The organism is Enterobacter sp. PTB (assembly GCF_051130085.1).
In the GTDB taxonomy this organism is placed as follows: Bacteria; Pseudomonadota; Gammaproteobacteria; order Enterobacterales; family Enterobacteriaceae; genus Enterobacter; species Enterobacter ludwigii.
Genome location: NZ_JBDKEE010000033.1, coordinates 1 through 19,321, shown reverse-complemented (window position 1 = coordinate 19,321; position 19,321 = coordinate 1). Strand labels below are relative to the sequence as shown.

Annotated in this window: 17 protein-coding genes; all 17 read left to right on the top strand. The window is 45.9% G+C overall.

Annotated elements, in window-relative coordinates; genetic code table 11:
* Positions 1 to 4 precede the first annotated feature (4 nt).
* The 17 genes from AAIR21_RS24460 (at position 5) to istB (ending at position 19,226) form a co-directional block, all read left to right on the top strand.
* Positions 5 to 1,381 (top strand): VasL domain-containing protein, encoded by a 1,377-nt coding sequence (locus AAIR21_RS24460; RefSeq protein ID WP_434682449.1) that lies wholly within the window; start codon positions 5 to 7, stop codon positions 1,379 to 1,381.
* A gap of 63 nt (positions 1,382 to 1,444) precedes the next feature.
* Complete coding sequence (locus tag AAIR21_RS24455; protein WP_434682448.1) at positions 1,445 to 2,848, top strand: MBOAT family O-acyltransferase; 1,404 nt, start codon at positions 1,445 to 1,447, stop codon at positions 2,846 to 2,848.
* Positions 2,835 to 3,998 (top strand): SGNH/GDSL hydrolase family protein, encoded by a 1,164-nt coding sequence (locus AAIR21_RS24450; protein ID WP_434682447.1) that lies wholly within the window; start codon positions 2,835 to 2,837, stop codon positions 3,996 to 3,998. The genes AAIR21_RS24455 and AAIR21_RS24450 overlap by 14 nt, the downstream gene beginning before the upstream one ends.
* 121 nt (positions 3,999 to 4,119) lie before the next feature.
* Positions 4,120 to 5,178: an SGNH/GDSL hydrolase family protein gene (locus AAIR21_RS24445; RefSeq protein WP_434682446.1), complete on the top strand. Its 1,059-nt coding sequence runs from the start codon at positions 4,120 to 4,122 to the stop codon at positions 5,176 to 5,178.
* A gap of 120 nt (positions 5,179 to 5,298) precedes the next feature.
* Positions 5,299 to 6,237 (top strand): hypothetical protein, encoded by a 939-nt coding sequence (locus tag AAIR21_RS24440; RefSeq protein ID WP_434682445.1) that lies wholly within the window; start codon positions 5,299 to 5,301, stop codon positions 6,235 to 6,237.
* A gap of 43 nt (positions 6,238 to 6,280) precedes the next feature.
* Positions 6,281 to 6,766, top strand: coding sequence for a hypothetical protein (locus tag AAIR21_RS24435; protein WP_434682444.1), 486 nt, complete (start codon positions 6,281 to 6,283; stop codon positions 6,764 to 6,766).
* A 437-nt stretch (positions 6,767 to 7,203) separates the two neighbouring features.
* Entirely contained in the window at positions 7,204 to 8,820 is a 1,617-nt protein-coding gene (locus AAIR21_RS24430) for a DUF4041 domain-containing protein (RefSeq protein ID WP_434682443.1), read from the top strand.
* Between the two features lie 105 nt (positions 8,821 to 8,925).
* Positions 8,926 to 9,573 (top strand): hypothetical protein, encoded by a 648-nt coding sequence (locus AAIR21_RS24425; RefSeq protein ID WP_434682442.1) that lies wholly within the window; start codon positions 8,926 to 8,928, stop codon positions 9,571 to 9,573.
* A gap of 118 nt (positions 9,574 to 9,691) precedes the next feature.
* Positions 9,692 to 11,203, top strand: coding sequence for a hypothetical protein (locus tag AAIR21_RS24420; protein WP_434682441.1), 1,512 nt, complete (start codon positions 9,692 to 9,694; stop codon positions 11,201 to 11,203).
* Positions 11,204 to 11,361: 158 nt separating this feature from the next.
* Complete coding sequence (locus AAIR21_RS24415; RefSeq protein ID WP_434682440.1) at positions 11,362 to 11,685, top strand: type VI secretion IcmF C-terminal domain-containing protein; 324 nt, start codon at positions 11,362 to 11,364, stop codon at positions 11,683 to 11,685.
* 14 nt (positions 11,686 to 11,699) lie between these two features.
* The gene (locus AAIR21_RS24410; RefSeq protein ID WP_434682439.1) at positions 11,700 to 13,079 is read left to right on the top strand and encodes a DUF4459 domain-containing protein; all 1,380 of its coding nucleotides are present in this window, start codon (positions 11,700 to 11,702) and stop codon (positions 13,077 to 13,079) included.
* Between the two features lie 209 nt (positions 13,080 to 13,288).
* Positions 13,289 to 14,443: a tetratricopeptide repeat protein gene (locus AAIR21_RS24405; protein WP_434682438.1), complete on the top strand. Its 1,155-nt coding sequence runs from the start codon at positions 13,289 to 13,291 to the stop codon at positions 14,441 to 14,443.
* A 76-nt stretch (positions 14,444 to 14,519) separates the two neighbouring features.
* The gene (locus tag AAIR21_RS24400; RefSeq protein WP_434682437.1) at positions 14,520 to 15,122 is read left to right on the top strand and encodes a CDP-alcohol phosphatidyltransferase family protein; all 603 of its coding nucleotides are present in this window, start codon (positions 14,520 to 14,522) and stop codon (positions 15,120 to 15,122) included.
* Complete coding sequence (locus tag AAIR21_RS24395) at positions 15,115 to 16,044, top strand: phosphatidate cytidylyltransferase (protein WP_434682436.1); 930 nt, start codon at positions 15,115 to 15,117, stop codon at positions 16,042 to 16,044. The genes AAIR21_RS24400 and AAIR21_RS24395 overlap by 8 nt, the downstream gene beginning before the upstream one ends.
* Positions 16,045 to 16,053: 9 nt before the next feature.
* Positions 16,054 to 16,686 (top strand): lysophospholipid acyltransferase family protein, encoded by a 633-nt coding sequence (locus tag AAIR21_RS24390; protein ID WP_434682435.1) that lies wholly within the window; start codon positions 16,054 to 16,056, stop codon positions 16,684 to 16,686.
* 237 nt (positions 16,687 to 16,923) lie between these two features.
* Complete coding sequence (gene istA, locus AAIR21_RS24385; protein WP_434682434.1) at positions 16,924 to 18,465, top strand: IS21 family transposase; 1,542 nt, start codon at positions 16,924 to 16,926, stop codon at positions 18,463 to 18,465.
* Positions 18,466 to 18,479: 14 nt separating this feature from the next.
* Positions 18,480 to 19,226: an IS21-like element helper ATPase IstB gene (istB, locus tag AAIR21_RS24380; protein WP_212563441.1), complete on the top strand. Its 747-nt coding sequence runs from the start codon at positions 18,480 to 18,482 to the stop codon at positions 19,224 to 19,226.
* Positions 19,227 to 19,321 lie beyond the last annotated feature (95 nt).

The window sequence follows — 19,321 nt, the reverse complement described above, 5'->3', positions numbered from 1 at the left end:
TATTATGTTTTCCCGAAACCTGCCCGTGCATGCGGGCCAGGATCCCCGCGCATGGTCTGAATACACCCAGGTGCGCGACGAGCTGAGCAAGCTGACCCACCCCGCTCGTCCCGATGTGGACTGGCGGAAGGTGGAGCAGCTGTGTGTGACCCTGTTTCGCCACAACGGCACCGACCTGCAGACCGCTGCCTGGTTCTGCTGTGCCCGTCTGCAGCGCGCCGGTTTATCCGGGCTGTCGGAAGGACTGGAGTTAATCGACTCGCTGATTACGCACCAGTGGAGCGTGATGTGGCCGCCGCAGATGCCGTTTCGTAAAGAGATCCTGGTGTGGCTCAGCGACCATCTGATGCTGAGCCTGCGCCGTTTTACCCTCGGTCACCAGGACCTGCCGGTGGTCTATCGCCTGGAGCAGCAGTTTCGCCACCTGTGCGACCTGCTGCAGCGTCTGGAACTGCGCCAGGTCAGTAAGATGGACGCGCTGCTGCACTGGATGCACGCGGCGGTGGTGCGGCTGGAGAACGCGAAAGATGCGCCACTGCCCGCTGCCGTGGAGTCCGCATATCAGCACACCGCCAGTCCGGTTCCGGACCACACTACACCGTCGTATGGCGACAGTGACCCGGTGGTGCTGGTAGTCCGTGATGACGGCACACAGCGGATCACGCAGACCTCCATACTGAAACGCCATCGTCGCGGCATCTGGTCGGGATTTGCCGGGGGTATTGCGGCAACGCTGCTGGTCACGGCGATAAGCGCCTGGGGCTGGCTGAGCTGGCATGGCAACCAGCCGGAGACGCTGATTGACACCTCGCTTTCTCCCCTGCCGGTAGTACTGAGCGCCTCAGAACAGGAAGCGATGATTGAGGGCAATACCGCCGCGCTGCAGGCGCAGGGCCGGATGGCGACGGAGCGGACCCGCGACCAGCTGGATGAACTGGCACAGCTTTCCCCGTCATGGGCGCAGGACTATGGTTTTGCGCTGGTGGCACAGACGCAGCGCCTGTGGCCGCATCAGCCCGATACCGCCACGCTGGCGAAACAGTGGCAGCAGCAGGTGGAAGCGAATGCCCTGCCGGAAGCCCGTCTGCAGGGCTGGCATCAGGCGATGGTACAGCTGCAGTCGCTGACGAACAAACTCAACAGCACCGATATGCAGCGGGGGAAATACCTGACGGTCTCGGAGCTGAAATCGTCGGTGTTTGCCATCACGCAGACCCTGAGCCAGAACGTGCCGCTGGAAGAGCAGCTGCGCCAGCTGTCACAGCAAAAAAACGACGACGGCATCCAGCCCATATTGCAGCGCAATGCTGCTGAGCATCTGAACCAGCTTATCTATCGCTACGCAGCTACCCGATATGGCGGGAACAGCAATCCCCCCTGAGCATACCAATAATGACTCATATGAGTCAGAAAGTATTTCGCTTTGTCCGGTTTAAGGAAACCTATGTCCGTATTTTTCTCTCCCGAGTTCTTACTCTGTTTTATTGTTTTTTTTGGACTGTACTGGCTATGTCAGCCATGGAGTAAAATCCAGAATACGCTGTTGCTGGTAGCAGGTTACGGCTTTATAGCCTCTGTCAGCATCAGGTCTCTTTTAATTCTATTGATTTACAGTGTTCTGGTGTTGTTTACCGTAGGAATGGCGCATGAGAAAAGAACAAAAAGATACGCCACTCCATTTCTTATTTTCATTGTTCTGACATTTTTCATTGCATTTAAGTATTATTCGCCTGTCAGCGAATGGATACAGGAGGTCACTGGTGACTGGCGAAAGTATATTCCGGTTCCCGTACTGACCATACTGATGCCTCTGGGGTTGTCATTTTATTTATTTAATTCCATATCCCTGGTCATGTCTGTGGTCAGGGAGGATATCAGTAATGTCCGTTCGCTGGATATCATGCTCTACATGAGTTTTTTGCCAACATTTACAGCCGGGCCTGTTAATCGTGCAGTACAACTATTTCCACAACTGGAAAGTCAGGGAAGGCACATTATTGATTATAAAAAAGCACTGTTTTTAATTGTTCTTGCTATTATTAAGTTGTTTCTATTCAGTTCATGGTTGAATGATAACCTGGTTGCTGACGTTTTTAATGCTCCGGACACGGTAAGTGGCTGGAAGTGTCTTGCGGGCGTATTTGGCTGGGCATGGGAAATTTATTTTAATTTTTCAGGCTATACTGACCTGGTAACAGGAATGGCATTATTACTCGGCTATCGACTGGGGGAGAACTTTAAACATCCGTACGCAGCCAGGAATTTACAGGAATTCTGGCGATGCTGGCATATCAGTTTATCAACGTTTATCAGAGATTATATTTATATTCCGCTTGGTGGGAACAGGAAAGGGTGGCTACGCGCACAGGTGAATATTCTGGTTGCGATGGTGCTGTCAGGTGTCTGGCATGGTGCCGGATTAACGTTCATTATCTGGGGGGCATTACATGGCGCCGGAATGGTGGTAAATAACCTCTGGCGACGCTATCTCTCTGAAAGAGCCCGTTTTATAATACCAGGTATTATCGCCCGTTTACTTACCTTTATGTTTGTTTGTCTTGCGTGGATATTCTTTCGAGCCTCATCCGTCAGTGATGCATTACTTATTTGTAAAAATATCCTGTCTGCAGGAAACAGCACTCCAGAGGCAGGAACACTGGTGGCGCTTCTGCTATTTGTCTCGTTGATTGCAATATATCCTGCCATGATGGATATAAGAAATAAAATATCCACCATTATCAGCGAGTTACCATGGTATTTGCTGCCGCTGGTTATTGTGCCAATTCTGGCCGTGACTTTCTTTATTTCCCCTTCAGGTGTTCCTGGATTTATTTATGCAAGCTTCTGATTATTTCAACATGCTGAGCCGTTCGTTAAAGATAATTATCGTCATCGTCGTAAGTACCATGGGGATGTGCTGGTTGTATCAGCAAAACCTTAATTTGTACTGGACGTTACATTTTCACCGGGATGCCCCCTGGAGCGCAATGACCGCCGGATACTGGCGTGAAGGGGCAAAAATAATGAATGCAGCGACCCTCTCTGAACAGGCTTTTATCAGTGCCTTGCAGGGCGATGATGAGGGGCAAAATCCGCAGGTATCGATGGCGGAACAATCATCGACAACACCCACGGTGCATGATACCGGAAATAATCTATCATTACCGGTTTCCTCGCAGGAACCTTCCGGACTTCTGCAACTAAGTCGACAGGTAGCCATAACGCAATATTCAGGAAGTCAGACATTTAAGGCTCAGGCCGGTGCGACCGGGAAAGGATTTTCTGACTCAATAGCAGAGTCTCTTTACGACAATAGAGATAACCAGAAGCATCTGGCTATTCTTGGCAATGACAAAAAGGTATTACTGATTGGTGATTCCATGATGGAAGGTGTGGCCCCCAGAGTACTCAAAATCATTCAGGATCAGCATAATGCTACCGGGATTAACCTGAGTCGACGTAGTACCGGTCTGGCTTATCCCGGTTTTTTTAACTGGCCTGTAACGACGGAGAAAACCCTGAGGCAGACGCCTTCTGTCGGTTTGCTGGTTGTTTTTCTTGGTCCTAATGACCCCTGGGACATGCCTGCAGGAAAAGGAAAGCCTTTTCTTAAATTTGGAAGTGAAGACTGGGAGGTTGCTTACCGTGGTCGCATTGACCAGATACTGGATCTGACGACGGAATATCACATTCCAGTGGTCTGGGTTATGCCTCCGGCTATGCGTAAATTGAAATTGAGTCATGGAGTGAAATATCTGAATACGCTGTACTCGGCTGAGGTTGAAAAATATGGCGGGATCCTTGTGGACGTGAATAACGTATTTGATTATGGACCTGATAATTATGCTCCTGATATTTTAGTCCGTGGGAAAATGACACGTGTTCGGGCTGATGACGGTATCCACTATACCCCTGCCGGAGAGAATCTGATTGCAAAAGCTATCGTTTCACATATTCGTTTTGAACAACAAGAAGATCTGCCAACTGATGAAAAATAAACGCATTTTTATTCCCTGCTTACTTTCGCTATGTGTGGTGGCTACGGTGCTCACTTCCTGTCAGAGCACCGTTAACTCTGGCTCCGGGGTAACATCTTCCGACACTGGAGCGAGCGGACGGATGACCAACTATGGTGAAAAACGACTCGCTCATCTGTCTGAAAGACTGCAACAAAGCGATACTGAAACCACCCACATCATTGTCATTGGTGACTCCCATACGGCTGCTGATTTCCTCTCCGGACAACTGCGAACTCTTTTTCAGCGGCGTTATGGTAATGGGGGACCGGGGTTTGTCAGTCCAGTGAAAGTCCCCGGAAATCGATACAGCCACGTGAGCTACAGTAAAGCGAGCGGCTGGCAGCTTGAAAGCAGTCGTAAAACAAAAAATACGGCGTTTACCCTGGGAGGGAATATTGCAACACCGACATCACTCAATAATTTTGAAGATATTACGGTTATTGATGGAGAAACAGAACTTCAGGCACAGGCTCTGTATCGTTCTGCCGGTAATGCAACATTACAGTTAGGGGAAGAGACGGTTTCATTGTCAGATACCCGTGGAGGTTGGATGTTGTCCCCTGGAGTGCCGGTTCCCCCCTCATTTTCAGTCTCTCTGAAAGGAAATGACTCTCAGTTGGCCGGTTTCTGGCTTGCAGCCCGCCGTTCACATGGCGTGATTGTCAGTGCCCTTGGTATTAACGGGGCGCAGATCTCGATGCTTGATAAATGGGTGTCAGACTGGCCTGGAACGCTGAGCAGACTGAAGCCCGATCTGGTTATTCTTGCCTACGGTACTAACGAGGCATTTAATATTTCATTGTCAGCGGAGGAATATCAGCAAGCGCTGCTCAGGCAGATCACAAAAATTCGTCAGGCTGTTCCCGATGCGGCCATACTGCTTGTCGGACCAGACAGCAGCATAATGAATAAAAGTGCATCAGGTTGTTCGGCCCGCCAGTCGCCGGTGTTAAAAACGGTCATTGATGTGCAGAAAAAAGTGGCTGCGTCCGAACATACGCTGTTCTGGGACTGGTTTGGGTTTATGGGCGGGGATTGTTCTATAGAGCGTTGGGCTGACAAGGGGAAAGCACGACCCGACCTGGTTCATTTAACTTCTGATGGATACCAGGATACGGCGAATGCTCTGTGGCAGGATCTTGAAAAAACGATGCGGTAATTATTTCCTCATGGGGTTGTTATCTATCTGTACTGTCTGGCTCGTGAAAAATGAACGTTATATGTTGGTTTCTGTCCAGAGACTGAAAGCTTTTGTTAAGTGAATTTTAACAGGATATATATGTATTTTTCTAAAAACATATTGAAGACTTCTTTTTTACTATTTTCCGTGCTGTCAATAATTCAGGCCCATGCCATTTCGTATCCGTATAAAGTTATTAACAATATGCTGACTTATCAGAAGGACAGTAATGTTAAGCCAGAAAATCTGGAGGGGGCAAAAACAGACAGTTTCAATGTTATTTACAATGGCGATTATACTCATGTTATTCAGTCAGGTGGACACTATTTCTGTAATGCCACCCGTCTTCCGACATCGTTCGATCCTGACAACACTCGCTTTGATGATTTGTTTTTACTGACATCAGGGAAATCATGGCTTAACTGCAAGGAAATGAGTTTTTTAGTCAATAAAGATACTTTTAGAACATTAAAACACCCTTATTTTACCGATGGTAAAATAGTCTTTACTGCAGGTGGGGATATTGTCAAGGAAGCGGATGCAAGAACGTTTGTAGCATTATCTAACAATCAGGCGAAAGATAAATTAAACTATTATTTCTCAGCGATGAATAATGTGGTAATTCCTTACCATAAAAGTGTACAGGCATGTACAAGTAGTTACGGATGGGCAAAAATTGATGGAAAGTGGTATTTCGAAGGGAAAAAGAAGACAGAGGTAGAACCGAATTCCTTCAGATGTTTATCTTTTCCCCTCGCTGTAGATAAGCAGGGATTTTACACATCAGGAAAACTCGGTTATCTGTTTACAAAAAAGATAAAGACAACGTCGCTCCGCTTCCTTTCTGAGAATGTATTAACAGACGGGAATGATGTCTGGTTTTCTAGTGCTGGCATAATGAAACTGGATAGCCTGGAGCCAAAAGCAATATCGGTTTCAGGCATGGGTGATATTACGGTCTCGGATGGTAAAGCGTCATGGTTTTGCCCATCAAGTCATCAGAATGGTCAACCACTTTGTCAGCGTTCCGATGAGTAAATGAAAAAAATATAATTTTTATTTGACACGAGTAAGGGTGTGAATGAGTATCGATATTTATATACAGGCTGTCCATGAGAAAGCCCCTGGCTATTTCCCTTTATCTGTGGTTGACCTGGTTTTTGCAAAAGCGATGACTTACAGAGAATTATCCCGTAACGAATGCTCAATCGTTATTGAGTATCCGAGGAAAGATGCAGGGGAAGTTATTGAATATCATGGTAAACGTTATGTAATGCCTGATACGTCAAGTGCGGAATTGACTATTGAAATCACATCAGTTAACAACGTTGCGATGGTTTCAGGACTCAGCATAAACAGACCTCCTGCTCAGGATGATTTCTGGGAAAGTATATTCACCCTATTGACGATGACACACTCTGTATTATTTACATGCGGATATAGTCTAATCGTAGGCCAGGCAGAGACCATTCCTCATATTATTCCAGACATGATGGAGGCACTCAGTGCCCCTTGTCTTGTCAGTGACTATCATGAAATGACCAGTAAGTTATTTGAGTCAACATAAACTGACCTGAAGAAATTGATAAACCTTACCCATAATCATGGGTTTTGATAAATAGAACGACCTGCGAGTGACAGTTCTGGATATGGCTGTTTTATCGATATCTCCTTTCATGCCTGATAAAGTACCAGATGACCCGGAAACTATACGTTCAGACTACGTACCACGGTCACTGCTGTTCATTAGCAGAAATGTTGCAAAATCTGCCAGTCTTGCGTCTGCTGGTCTGGAACAGGTTGGGGCGTGATGGTTTAATGTGCTGAACCGTATAATGTTATCCTGACTGTCGGACAACAGTGCGAGAGAATAACAGGGAGAACTGACGGAAGTTCCCCCGTCAGTTCCTCCATCTTTATTTAACAAAGTCGGTTTAAAATAAAAAACATATATACTATCTCATTTAGTTTTCACAATTACTCTCTTTTTTAGGTATGGTTTCCATGAATGTGATGTATTACATAATTTCATTTGTTCTTTTCCTCTTAGTCGTCGCGTTGGTAGCTATTGCGACATACAGCAAAAAACTAAAAACTGCCAGAGTTGATGCGGCTGACAAGGCAGCGAGACTAGAACGTTATGCCTCTATAACTGATGCAGAATCTGAAGCTACGAAGATTATTGAATTGGCGAAGACCGCTGCGCATGAACTGGTCTCAGATTCACAACGTATTCTGGATGAAGCCAGAACAGAGGCAAGCGGTATTGTTGACTCCAGTGAGGTGGAGGCAAAAGCAATTTCAGCCCATGCAGATAGTATCCTTTCTGATGCTCGTATCGCAGCCAGTCGCCTGAATAGTGAGGCTCTGACTGCAGTCGAAAAACAAAATGCCAGGAAAAGTGAAATAGAAAAACAAATTGATGAGCTGCGTGCATCATATCGTGAAAAGAAGATTATTTTTAACGAGCTTGAAGAAGCACTAGCCATTTACAAAGATGATATGGATTTTGCAGAAATGGGCTTTTATGCTCCTCACTTTGAATTTGATACTTCAGAGGCTTTCCAGGATGCCATACGTGCCAATCGCCAGCGTCAGAAAGACATGCTGCGTGTAAAGGGTGAACCGGGGGCTATCTATTGTACAACTGAGTGGACGGTTCACGGCTCGAAGAGTGAAGGTAAGAAGATGACCACTCGCGGGATAAACATGACGGCCAGGGCATTTAACGGTGAATGTGATGCCGCTATTGCCAACACCACCTTTAAGAATGTCACTAATATGGAGTCGCGTATTTATAAAGCCTTTGATGTACTGAACAAGCTAAATGAAGTAAACACTATCCATATTAACCCAGCTTATCGAGATCTAAAGCTCGAAGAATTACAGCTTACATTTGAATATCGGGCAAAAAAACAACAAGAAAAAGAAGAGCAACGGGAAATTCGTGCACAGATGGCTGAAGAGCGTAAAGCTCAGGCTGAGATTGAACGTGCTATCCGTGATGCTGAAGACGAAGAACGTCGAGCACAAAAAGCGCTTGATAAAGCTCGTAAAGAAATGGCCGAGAAACTGGCGAAAATGACCGAAGAACAGGCGTCAAAATATCAGGAAAAAATTGATGCCCTACAGGATGCGTTGACTGAGGCGGAGCAGAAAGGTCAAAAAGCGCTGAGTATGGCGCAACAAACCAGACGAGGTCATGTGTATATCATTTCCAATATAGGGTCATTCGGCGAAGATGTCTTTAAAATTGGTATGACTCGCCGTCTTGACCCACAGGATCGCATTGATGAACTGGGAAGCGCTTCTGTACCATTTCAGTTTGATGTTCACGCCATGATCCACAGCGATGATGCACCGTCGATGGAAAATACGCTGCATCAGTATTTCAGCGACAAGCGCACCAATCTGGTGAACCGACGTAAAGAATTTTTTAATGTTACTCTGGCAGAAATTAAGGATGCAGTGTTTAAGGCTGCCGGAGATGATGTGGATTTTATCGAAACAGCGGCTGCACAGCATTTTCATGAAACGAAGGCGATAAGGAAACAACTGGCTGCAGAAGCTCAGGAATTAAATCATGAGGTTAAGCTCCCCCGATTTGCAGAGACTCTCTGATGTAGACCGTTTCCGGTATTTACTTTACCGTATTCGGAAGGGGATGAAGGTAAGAATTCCTCCATGTACTGTCTGGTATGACTTATAACCCGGTATATTCAATTCATGACACACGACGATAAAACACAACCCGATAATCATTTCTTACTGTGGACGGTGAAGGATTTATCCTTTCTGGAAAATAACTACGGCACGATGTCCGTGGCGGAGCTTGCCACCATTCTGAAACGTACCCCGGGAGCGGTGGGAGTGATGGCCGATAAGCTGGGCTGTCGGCGAAAAGGAAGCACGCCGTGGAGCGAAGCGGAAATGGAGATTATCCGTAAACACTATGCGCAGGGTGTTGAGGCTGAAGAGCTGACCCGACTGCTGCCGGGCAGAAGCGTCAGTGCGATTTTTTCACGTGCCATCATTTTAGGCGTACAGAGCGGTCGCTTCTGGCGTGAAGACGAACTTCGTATTCTGAAAGAACAGTACCCCCTGCTGGGGAAGGAAGTGGTCCACCAACTTCCGGGCAGAAATGAAGTCAGTATTCTTATCATGGCGGGACGGCTGGGTCTGAAGAAATCCCGTGAAAGTCGGGTCGGGTTTCGTCGCTGGAGCGATGAGGACTGGGCGCTGCTGGAGAAAAATATGCATCTGAGTGTTGCAGAACAGCAGGCCACGCTGTTCCCCGACAGAACCAACAGGGCAGTAGAAAAAGCACGGGGGCGTCTTATCCGCAGAAAAAAATCAGATGCAAAGCTGGAGTAGCGAAAATAATTCGCGTTAATTTTTGCGAACGACGGAGCGTATTTTTTCCATACGGCGGATAGATGTTACTTTCGCATTTCTCGGCAGATTTTCAAGAGCGTATCAGACAGTGGGTAATATGAAAATAAAATCAGGGATAATATTGACTCTATTGTTAGTGATGTTGTTTGTGTTTTTTTATGGGTATTGTAGATATAAGTCTTTAGAATCAGGGTATTATATCCCAACTAACATTAATGTTAGTTTTTATAACAAAATAAAAAAACAAAAAACAGATGCTAAAGGATGTTTTTTTTGTGAACAATATGTCAGCACAACAAAAAACATCATGAAGCATGTTTACTTCCATGTCACTTCTAAGAATGTACAATGGTACTATGATGGGCAGGAAAATATTAGTAACATTGTTAATAACAGGGTGAATATAAACCACATCTGGTACACTACACGATCAGGTTTCGGAGATGAAATTATTTTTACATCAGATGAGAAAAGTACGTGTGCTTTATTTTCTTGTCAGATGGTATTTGTGTTAAAAAAAACAGACGATAACTCTCAAGAGCTTGATAAGTTGAGGCAAGAATATGCTCACAGCCTTAAGGCTTTTCAGGTGAAAATTGTGCGGGAACGTGAAAGATTCAATAATACAGTAATGCCAGACTTTCCTGGAGCTATGTTTTCTGTCGTGGATGGATTTTCACTTAAACTACCTTTTTACATACAAGAATCAACTCAAGAAAGGCTGGGAGGTATTTATCGCAGGAAAATAGGAGGATTAATAATAGATAAAAATGACTCAGGCACGACTGTCTATGACTACCATGATCGACCTAACCAAACAGATGGTGAACTGGTTGTGGTTAGTGGGAAAAAAAATGATTTTAATATGAGTTCCTGGCTGGCGGGCCAGCGAGGTATCATTTTTAGCTCGGAAAATGGTGCTGTTTATTATGATCAGTATGGTGAGCTTGAAGTGATTTACATTCAGTTTAATGCGTCGTTACAACGTTACTTTATAGGACTTTCTCATGCAAGGTCCCTGGACGCTGCAGCGAAAGAGTTTTCCTTTTTACGTACCATGGATCCTCGTTACCGGGGTAAGAAGTGGATTTCACTTAGTGATATAGAACTTTCCAGAAGCGACCTGGAGGATAAATATAAAACAAAAGTCAGTGAGCTTTTAAATATTTCTGATATAGAAAATAAAATACAAAGGGATATTGATTTTAAATTTAATCTCAATAAAGAATTAAAAATGAAATTTAATTTAAGTCAAACAAAAAACGACAGTTCCGTCGTTATAGAGCCTTTTAGAGTGGCCGTGTTCTTCATGCTGGATAGAGATTTTGATTACATAAATATTGCAATATTTTCTGAATCAGTCAGGAAACTGATGGACAATGCAAAACGGATTAATCCTCAGGGGAAATTGTACAACGATTTTTTTGTTTATCAAAAAGATGGTGATGGGTTTTATTATTATTATCGATCACTGGGAAATGGAACTACGCTAAGAGTAACCGTTCCTGTCAGTGAGGATCATATGGTGGAGCGAATATTTCTTCTGCAGGCACTTCGCCAGATGGATAACAAAACCTTTTTACCACACACCGTAACAGCAAAAAGATGATCCTGTTTGATCTTCCTTCGTAGTCTGGAGTTATCAGCGAAATGCAGCAACAATCGCCGCCCCGGCGGTTGGGCCATTATCTTAAAAAATTCAAATACGGACAGTCTGTGTGTGTGTCGGATGTCAGCGGCATCTGAAGAAAGTCACCTTGGCGTACCGTGAAAACCGGCACACGTCTTTATTCCGATGAACCGGGAAGCTGGGGATTCATTCGTCTGCTGGATAAAGCGCTGGTGACGACTCAGGGCGACAACCTCTATCGCGTGGCCTGGATCACCCCGGACTGCGTGGCGCTGAACTACCAGTTGCGTACGGAGTTGGGAAAAGGGCCGCTGTCACAGCTCGATCTGCGTGGGTTTGTGCTGCCATCACAGATTTTCTCGACCGGTGGTATTGCCGCAGTGCATATTCGCACGGTGATCGAATCGCTGATCGACGTTCCACGAGAAAACATGATTGAACTGGTCGGAATACGCAAATAGACGAGATTTTATTAATGAAGATATTTATTATTTTGATAGTCGCATTTTGTTTTTCATTTAATTTTGCGATGGCAGAAAACGATAACAGTCCAGGAAAGAAAATATATTTCAATGGAAAGGAAACAGATTATAATCTCAGCGATTTTAATTTTTTCGGAAAAAGTGATGAACCATTCTGTGGGGGGGAAAGTGATGAGTATGAAGTGACGGTTGACCAGTGGATGGGGATTTATGCTGATTCGGATAACCCAACGCACTGGCAACGGGTTATTCCGGATGACTCATCTACCGTTCAGGGAGCGCCATGGTGTACTTTGCAACTTATAGAGAAAGATGATGATACGATTATAGTTAAAGAAAACGAACAGACACGCTGTATTGGGATACTTGCCAGTTCAGCAAAAGCAGGGACCATCCCTGAAGGAATGAAAGGAACATTGCTGGACTATGGTGATCACTATGGATTTTCTCCGCAGATAAAGAATATCGTCCTCAACGGTAAATTTCCTGAAGCATCCCGAACTGATCTTACCATTAGAACTAAAGAGACGAATGCGCATTCTGTTACTGATTTGAAGATCATGTTAAATGAAATTTATGCTCGTTATGGTTATATTTTTACACCAGGCGGAGCGATGGACCAGTACTTCAGAAAACAGCCTTGGTATAACCCTCAATATACAAATGTTGATGCATTTATTACTGAAACTGAGCATGATAATATCAAGTTAATAAAAGAGTTACTTACCACGGAATCACAAGAGAAAAAGGAGTTGTATATTAAGAATGCAACATCATTCTGTCAGGCATTGGAGAATAATGATATCAGATACGTGATGGATAATACATCAGTGAATCTGACAACTGGAGCAGATAATGTTATTGGTCATATCGGGTTAAAAAAAAACTGGAGCGAATACAGGAACATCATGATCAATGGCGTGGGAAATTGCAAGAGGAATATGGATAGTTACAAACACGCAATCTTTTTACGTCCTGAACCATTCGATATTTACCGCAATTCTTCTTTTGAATTTGACGAAAAAAAAGGAAAATATGTTTTATCTTATATCGAATTGGATTCCACCTGTAACAGGAATGGTGATGTTATCACATTAGAGGGTGTTTTAATTAAAAGAAAACACTCAGTAAATGATGGCAAAAACAAACACTCAGAAGAGGATTTAGAACTAAAAACTATAGGTCTTCAATGTGTTTCTGGTGTTGACATGGACAAACCAGGGTGGGACCGATACGTTCAATTGCTTGTCCCATCAGAGAAGTACCAGTCTTATGAACATATGATAGGAAATAAACTCACCTTGCAGGGTAAAATAGTCACTGGCAAGACAATAGAAAATTTCACGCCAGTACAGTTAAGTGTTGTTAATTAACTTAAGCCAGTTAAGCAAGACAAAACCACTTTCATCATTGCTGACGACTTAAAATCATGTTTAGCTTTGGTTTTTAGCTGTTAACTGAAAGAATACACTACAAAAAAAGAGTCTCAGTTATAAATACTCTCTGATATCAAAACATAAAGCATTTATCTTAATATAGAATTACTCCATTTACTAAACCAAAATACCAGGAAGAAGCAACCATGAAAAGAATAATACCATTTATGACTCTAATTATGTCATTAATTACGACATTGGCTGTATTTGCAAATTCAGATGAAACTCACAAATTAGTATTAAAAGCAGGCCGTGGTGATGCAGAGGCTAATCTCGAACTGGCAAAACGTTTAGAAAGTGGTATTGGCATAGAAGAAAATCTGGGTCAGGCATTGTTTTATTACAGGCGAGCCATCGCTTTTGGCAAATCAGAAGAGGCCAGTAAGCGATTCGAGGTATTGCGTGGCCGTTATCATGAAATAGAAACACAAGCCAAATCAGGCGATGTCAAAGCAGAATATGATTTTGCGACAATACTTGATGCTGATTCTGCTTATGAAAACTCTTATCCACGCCGTAATGAACCCAAACATACAGAGTGGTATCAGCGAGCTGCAAGACAGGGATATCGGCCTGCTCAGAAAGCGCTGGCTGCGGTGTATGCCAGAGGTGAACGTGGTAATCCAGACACAGAAAAATCCCTCTATTGGTATTCCTCCTGGGCACAATCTGGTAGCGCCAGCGATCAACTTGAATTAGCAAAATTGCTGGATGAGTATCCTTTCATGTTATTAAAAAACAAAAACGAATTAAAGGAAAAGTGGCTGACAGCCTCCGCAAACAATGGTTCACCGGAGGGAATGCTTCAGCTTGGATATTTTCTGCGTGATAAACGAAAAAACGACACAGAGTCTTATAACTGGTTTTTGAATTCAGCAAAAAAAGGTAACAAAGACGGACAATTTGCCGTTGGAATGGTCCTTCTTCACGAAGGAAAGAAAGATGAAGCGGTTAAATGGTTCGAGAAGTCGGCGAAAAATGGCAGCATGTGGGCACAAGAACGACTGGGGGAAATTTATGAGGAGATTGAGTCTGTAAATCCTGAACGTGCATTATTCTGGTATCAGAAAGCCGCAAACCAGGGATACACCTACGCTGCCTATAGAGTATGCCATTATCTTCATAACGGTATTACGGTAAAAAAAGATGCGACTACCGCCTGGGCATGGTGTTCAATTGGTGCGGATGCAACACCTGATTCAAGTAATGAGCGAGACATTATCGCTAAAGAGCTTTCTTCCTCAGAACTGAAAAATGCTAAAAAAATGTATGAGGAAATGAAATCCACACTTAACAACTAATACTGTGTCTGTATAAACCATGCATGATTAATATTTTAATGAAATAAAAAAATCCAACCAGGGCTGGAGCCATAAAATGACGTTGTATGATATCAAACCTAAATTTCAGAATTTACTTCGCCCCACAGTCGCCAGGCTGCATGCCATAGGGGTGACTGCAAACCAGGTAACTCTGTTTGCAATGCTGGCCTCAATCCTCCTTGGCGGCGTGCTGATGTGCTTCCCAGTCCCTCTGTTTTTTATCTCACTGTCGGTCTTCTTATTTTTCCGGATGGGGCTGAATGCTATTGATGGGATGCTGGCGCGAGAATTTAATCAGCAATCTCAGCTTGGTGCCATTCTTAACGAGGTTGGCGATATTATCGCTGACGCAGCACTCTATCTCGCGTTTGCTTTTGTGGCCGGAGTTTCACCGTGGCTGGTTGTGCTGGTGGTAATGCTATCCTGGCTGACAGAGTTTTGTGGTGTTATTGCTCAGACGCTGACGGGGAGCCGAAATTATCGTGGTCCGATGGGAAAAAGTGACCGTGCCTTTGTGCTGGGGGCTTTAGGTTTATTTATCGCACTTTGGCCGCAGTACACCATTGTTGCCAATATCATCTTTGGTGCCTCAGTAGGGCCGCTGGCCTGGACCTCAATCAATCGTTGTCGCAGCGCTCTGGAGGCCAAAAATGCCTGATTCTCTGCACAAGTTGTATTACTGCCTCAGTGGGATCTTCAGCGTGTTAGTGCTGGCGAGCGTTATTATCTTCGTCTTAAAAAAATGCCGCCCACAGCGTGACTGGCTTGAGCTTCAGCAACGGATCAACAGCTGGTGGGTCATCGTTGGTTTGTTTTCGCTGGCGATGCTTTCACCCAAAGGGCTGGCACTCACCTTCTTCGGATTTCTCAGCTTCCTGTCACTGAAGGAATATCTGACGCTGGCTCCGACTCGCCGTTCCGACAGTGTGCCGTTGCTGTGGATGTATGCTGCTATCCCGCTGCAATATATCTGGGTGGGGATGTCGTGGTACGGCATGTTCATTATCTTCATTCCGATTTACGTTTTCTTATTCCTTCCCGCCCGCATGGTGCTCGCTGGCGATACAAAAGGATTCTTACACTCAGCATCCGTCATGCACTGGGGCATGATGACAACGGTCTTTGCTTTAAGCCACGTTGCGTTCCTGATGATGTTGCCAGGCGTTGATACCAAAGCGGGGGCACTGCTGGTGATATTCCTGGTGGCAACCACAGAGCTTAACGATATTGCGCAGTATTTGTGGGGAAAATCACTGGGAAAAATAAAGGTCACGCCGAAGGTCAGCCCGAATAAAACGCTGGCCGGATTGCTGGGTGGCGTGCTGACCACCACGCTGTTGACGGCCATTTTCGGCCCTCTGTTGACGCCGATGAACTGGATCCACTCGCTGGGTGCCGGGGTGCTTATCGGCCTGAGCGGGTTCTGCGGCGATGTGGTGATGTCGGCCATCAAGCGTGATTTTGGTGTGAAAGACTCCGGGAAACTACTACCGGGGCATGGAGGAATTCTTGACCGCCTGGATTCGCTGATTTACACCGCGCCGCTATTCTTCCACTTCTATAACTACTTCTACATATAAGGGGAGCAGATGAACCGTTTTCTACGCTGGATCTTTACGTTGTGCATCGCGTACCCCGTGGTCTGGATTTGGCTGGGCGTTCGCGTGTCGGGTCGTAAAAAGTTACCAGTGGAAGGCCCGGCCATTATCGTGGCGAACCACAACAGCCATCTGGATGTGCTTACGCTTTTCACGCTGTTTCCACTTTCAACGCTGGTGAATGTGCAGCCCGTGGCGGCGGCTGATTATTTCCTGCGTAACAAAGTGATTGGCTGGTTCGCACTGAAGGTCATTGGCATCATTCCCGTTTATCGCGGAGCCCATCAGGCAAATCCGCTACAGGCCTGCGTCGATGCGCTGGCAGCAAAGAAAATTGTGATTATTTTCCCTGAAGGCACGCGCGGCGAGCCAGGGAAATTTTCAGAGATAAAATCCGGTATCTGGCACCTAAGCCAGCAATGCCAGGAGGTGCCGATCATCCCCGTTTACATGCACGGTCTGGACCGTTCGATGTGCAAAGGGCAGAAAATCCCCGTACCGTTTTTTATCGACATCTTCATCGACGAGCCATTGTTTTACGATGCGGATAAAGCAACCTTTAAACAATCGTTATTCACTCGTTTTGTCACATTACAGCAGCAGGCGACAAGGAAAATTACATGAGTCATGAAGCGAGTTTATTTCAGGAAAGCACAGTCCCCTGCCTGTTGCGTATTACCACTGAGCGAGACCACCCAATAACATTACCGAAGACCGGCTAATAACATTTGGCTGGATCGCTGAATAACATTTATGGAGATCACTTTTGACTCATTTTGTTATTCGGTGATCTGCATCGATGTTACTGATACATCACAGGTATGTTGAACTGTATCCTTTACCATCAGGCGAAGGATACCTATGCCAGCAGTTTCAATCTCTATGAGAAAACTCAAGGAAATACTTAGACTTAAATACGGCCTCGGTTTAAGCCACAGACAGATAGCCCGAAGCCTGGTGATTTCTCCATCTGTGGTATCACGCTATACCAATCGGGCTTCACAGCTTGGTATAAAGCAGTGGCCGTTGCCCGCAGAATGGGATGATGCAGCATTAAAGCATGCGTTCCTTCAAACGCAGGTGAAGATGAAAAAGCACTCCTTGCCAGACTGGGCTGCGGTACACAGAGAGTTGCGTAATAAATGCGTGACGCTGCAGTTGCTCTGGGAAGAGTACGGCGAGCGCAACCCTGGAGGATTTTACAGTTATAATCACTACTGCCGAATGTATCGGGAGTGGCTGAAAACGACTTCACCATCGATGCGTCAGGTCCATAAAGCCGGTGAAAAGCTCTTCGTTGACTACTGTGGGCCCACCGTTGACATTACCAGTCCCGATACAGGGGAAATAAGGACAGCCCAAATCTTCGTGGCTGTTCTCGGGGCATCAAGTTACACGTGGGCTGAGGCCACCTGGTCCCAACAGCTTGAAGACTGGGTGATGAGCCATGTTCGCTGCTTCCAGTGGCTGGGTGGTACTCCTGACATTGTTGTTCCTGACAATCTGAAAAGTGCCACGTCACGGGCATGTAAGTATGATCCTGACGTTAACCCCACCTATCAGCAGATGCTTGAACACTACAATGTTGCTGTCATACCGGCACGACCACGCAAACCGAAAGATAAAGCCAAAGCGGAAGTGGGTGTCCAGGTTGTAGAACGCTGGATCATGGCCCGTATCAGGCACGAAACCTTCTACAGCCTGTCGTCACTTAATCAGAGGATCCGGGAGCTACTGGAAAAGCTTAATAGCAAGGTAATGCAAAAACTGGGTTATTCGCGGGCGGATCTCTTCACCCAGCTTGATAAACCAGCGCTAAAACCGCTTCCCGAGGCCAGTTACAGCTATACCCTGGTGAAAAAAGTCAGAGTCCACGCCGATTACCATGTGGAGGTCGACAAACACTACTACTCGGTTCCCTGTTCGCTACTCGGTTTACAGCTTGAAGCATGGATCTCGGGTGAGCTGGTCAGGCTGTTCAATCAGGGGCTGGAAGTTGCAGTACATCCCCGCAACCGCAACTATGGCTACAGCACCCGTGAAGAGCATATGCCGGAAGCCCATCGCCAGCATGCGACATGGACGCCGGAACGGCTTCTGGAGTGGGCCGGACGCATCGGCAGTGAAACCCATGACTATGTGCTCCATATCCTGAACTCGCGGCCCCATCCGGAACAAAGTTACCGGTTCTGCCTGGGGCTTCTGAACCTGCACAAAAAATACAGCAAAGCCAGACTTAACGCGGCATGCGCCAGAGCGCTGAAAACGCAGGTATGGCGGCTTGCGGGAATAAAATCGATCCTGGAAAAAGGGCTGGATAAACAACCAGTCCAGGAAACCAAACCTGACCTGTTATCGACGCTGGAACATGAGAACGTTCGCGGCAGCAAATACTACCACTGATACGGAAGCCAATAATGAATCATCTTTATGAACAACTGACGGAACTGAAACTCACCGGCTTCCGCGATGCGCTGAAAAACCAAATCGCGCAACCTGGCGCATACCAGGAGCTGGGGTTCGAGGAACGCCTGTCGCTACTGGCTTCAGAAGAACTGACCTGTCGCGAAAACAGGAAAGCAGAGCGTCTGGTGAAACAGGCGAGGTTCAGACTCAGCGCCGAGTTATCAAAACTGGATTACCGCAGCAGCAGGGGCCTGGATAAGGCCCTCATCCGTTCACTCGGCCAGGGAAACTGGCTGACCCTTAAACAAAATATGTTGCTGACCGGCGCGACAGGCAGCGGTAAAACGTATCTGGCCTGTGCACTCGGCCATAATGCCTGCCGGCAGGGATACAAGGTCTACTACTACCGTCTGAAAGCGCTGATGGATCAGTGCTACCAGGGACATGCAGACGGAAGATACAGCAAACTTCTGACGAAACTAAATCACAGCGATCTGCTGCTTCTGGATGACTGGGGTCTGGAGCCCCTTTCGTCAGAACAACGCAGCGATCTACTGGAAATAGTGGATCTGATGTACCAACGCGGTTCAATCATCGTCGTGAGCCAGTTGCCGGTAGAGAGCTGGTACAAAATGATCGGCGACTCGACGCATGCTGATGCCATCCTGGATCGTCTGGTTCATGGGAGTATTAAAGTCGAACTAAAGGGAGAATCAATGCGAAAAATGCAAACCTCGTTGACTGAAGGAGATCAGTGAAGCTAACTTGAAAACGGTTCTGTGATGCTCGGCGCAACCGATTGTCAACGCCGCTGGATATAACCTTTTTTCACCGTTTTATTTTGATTGCCGCT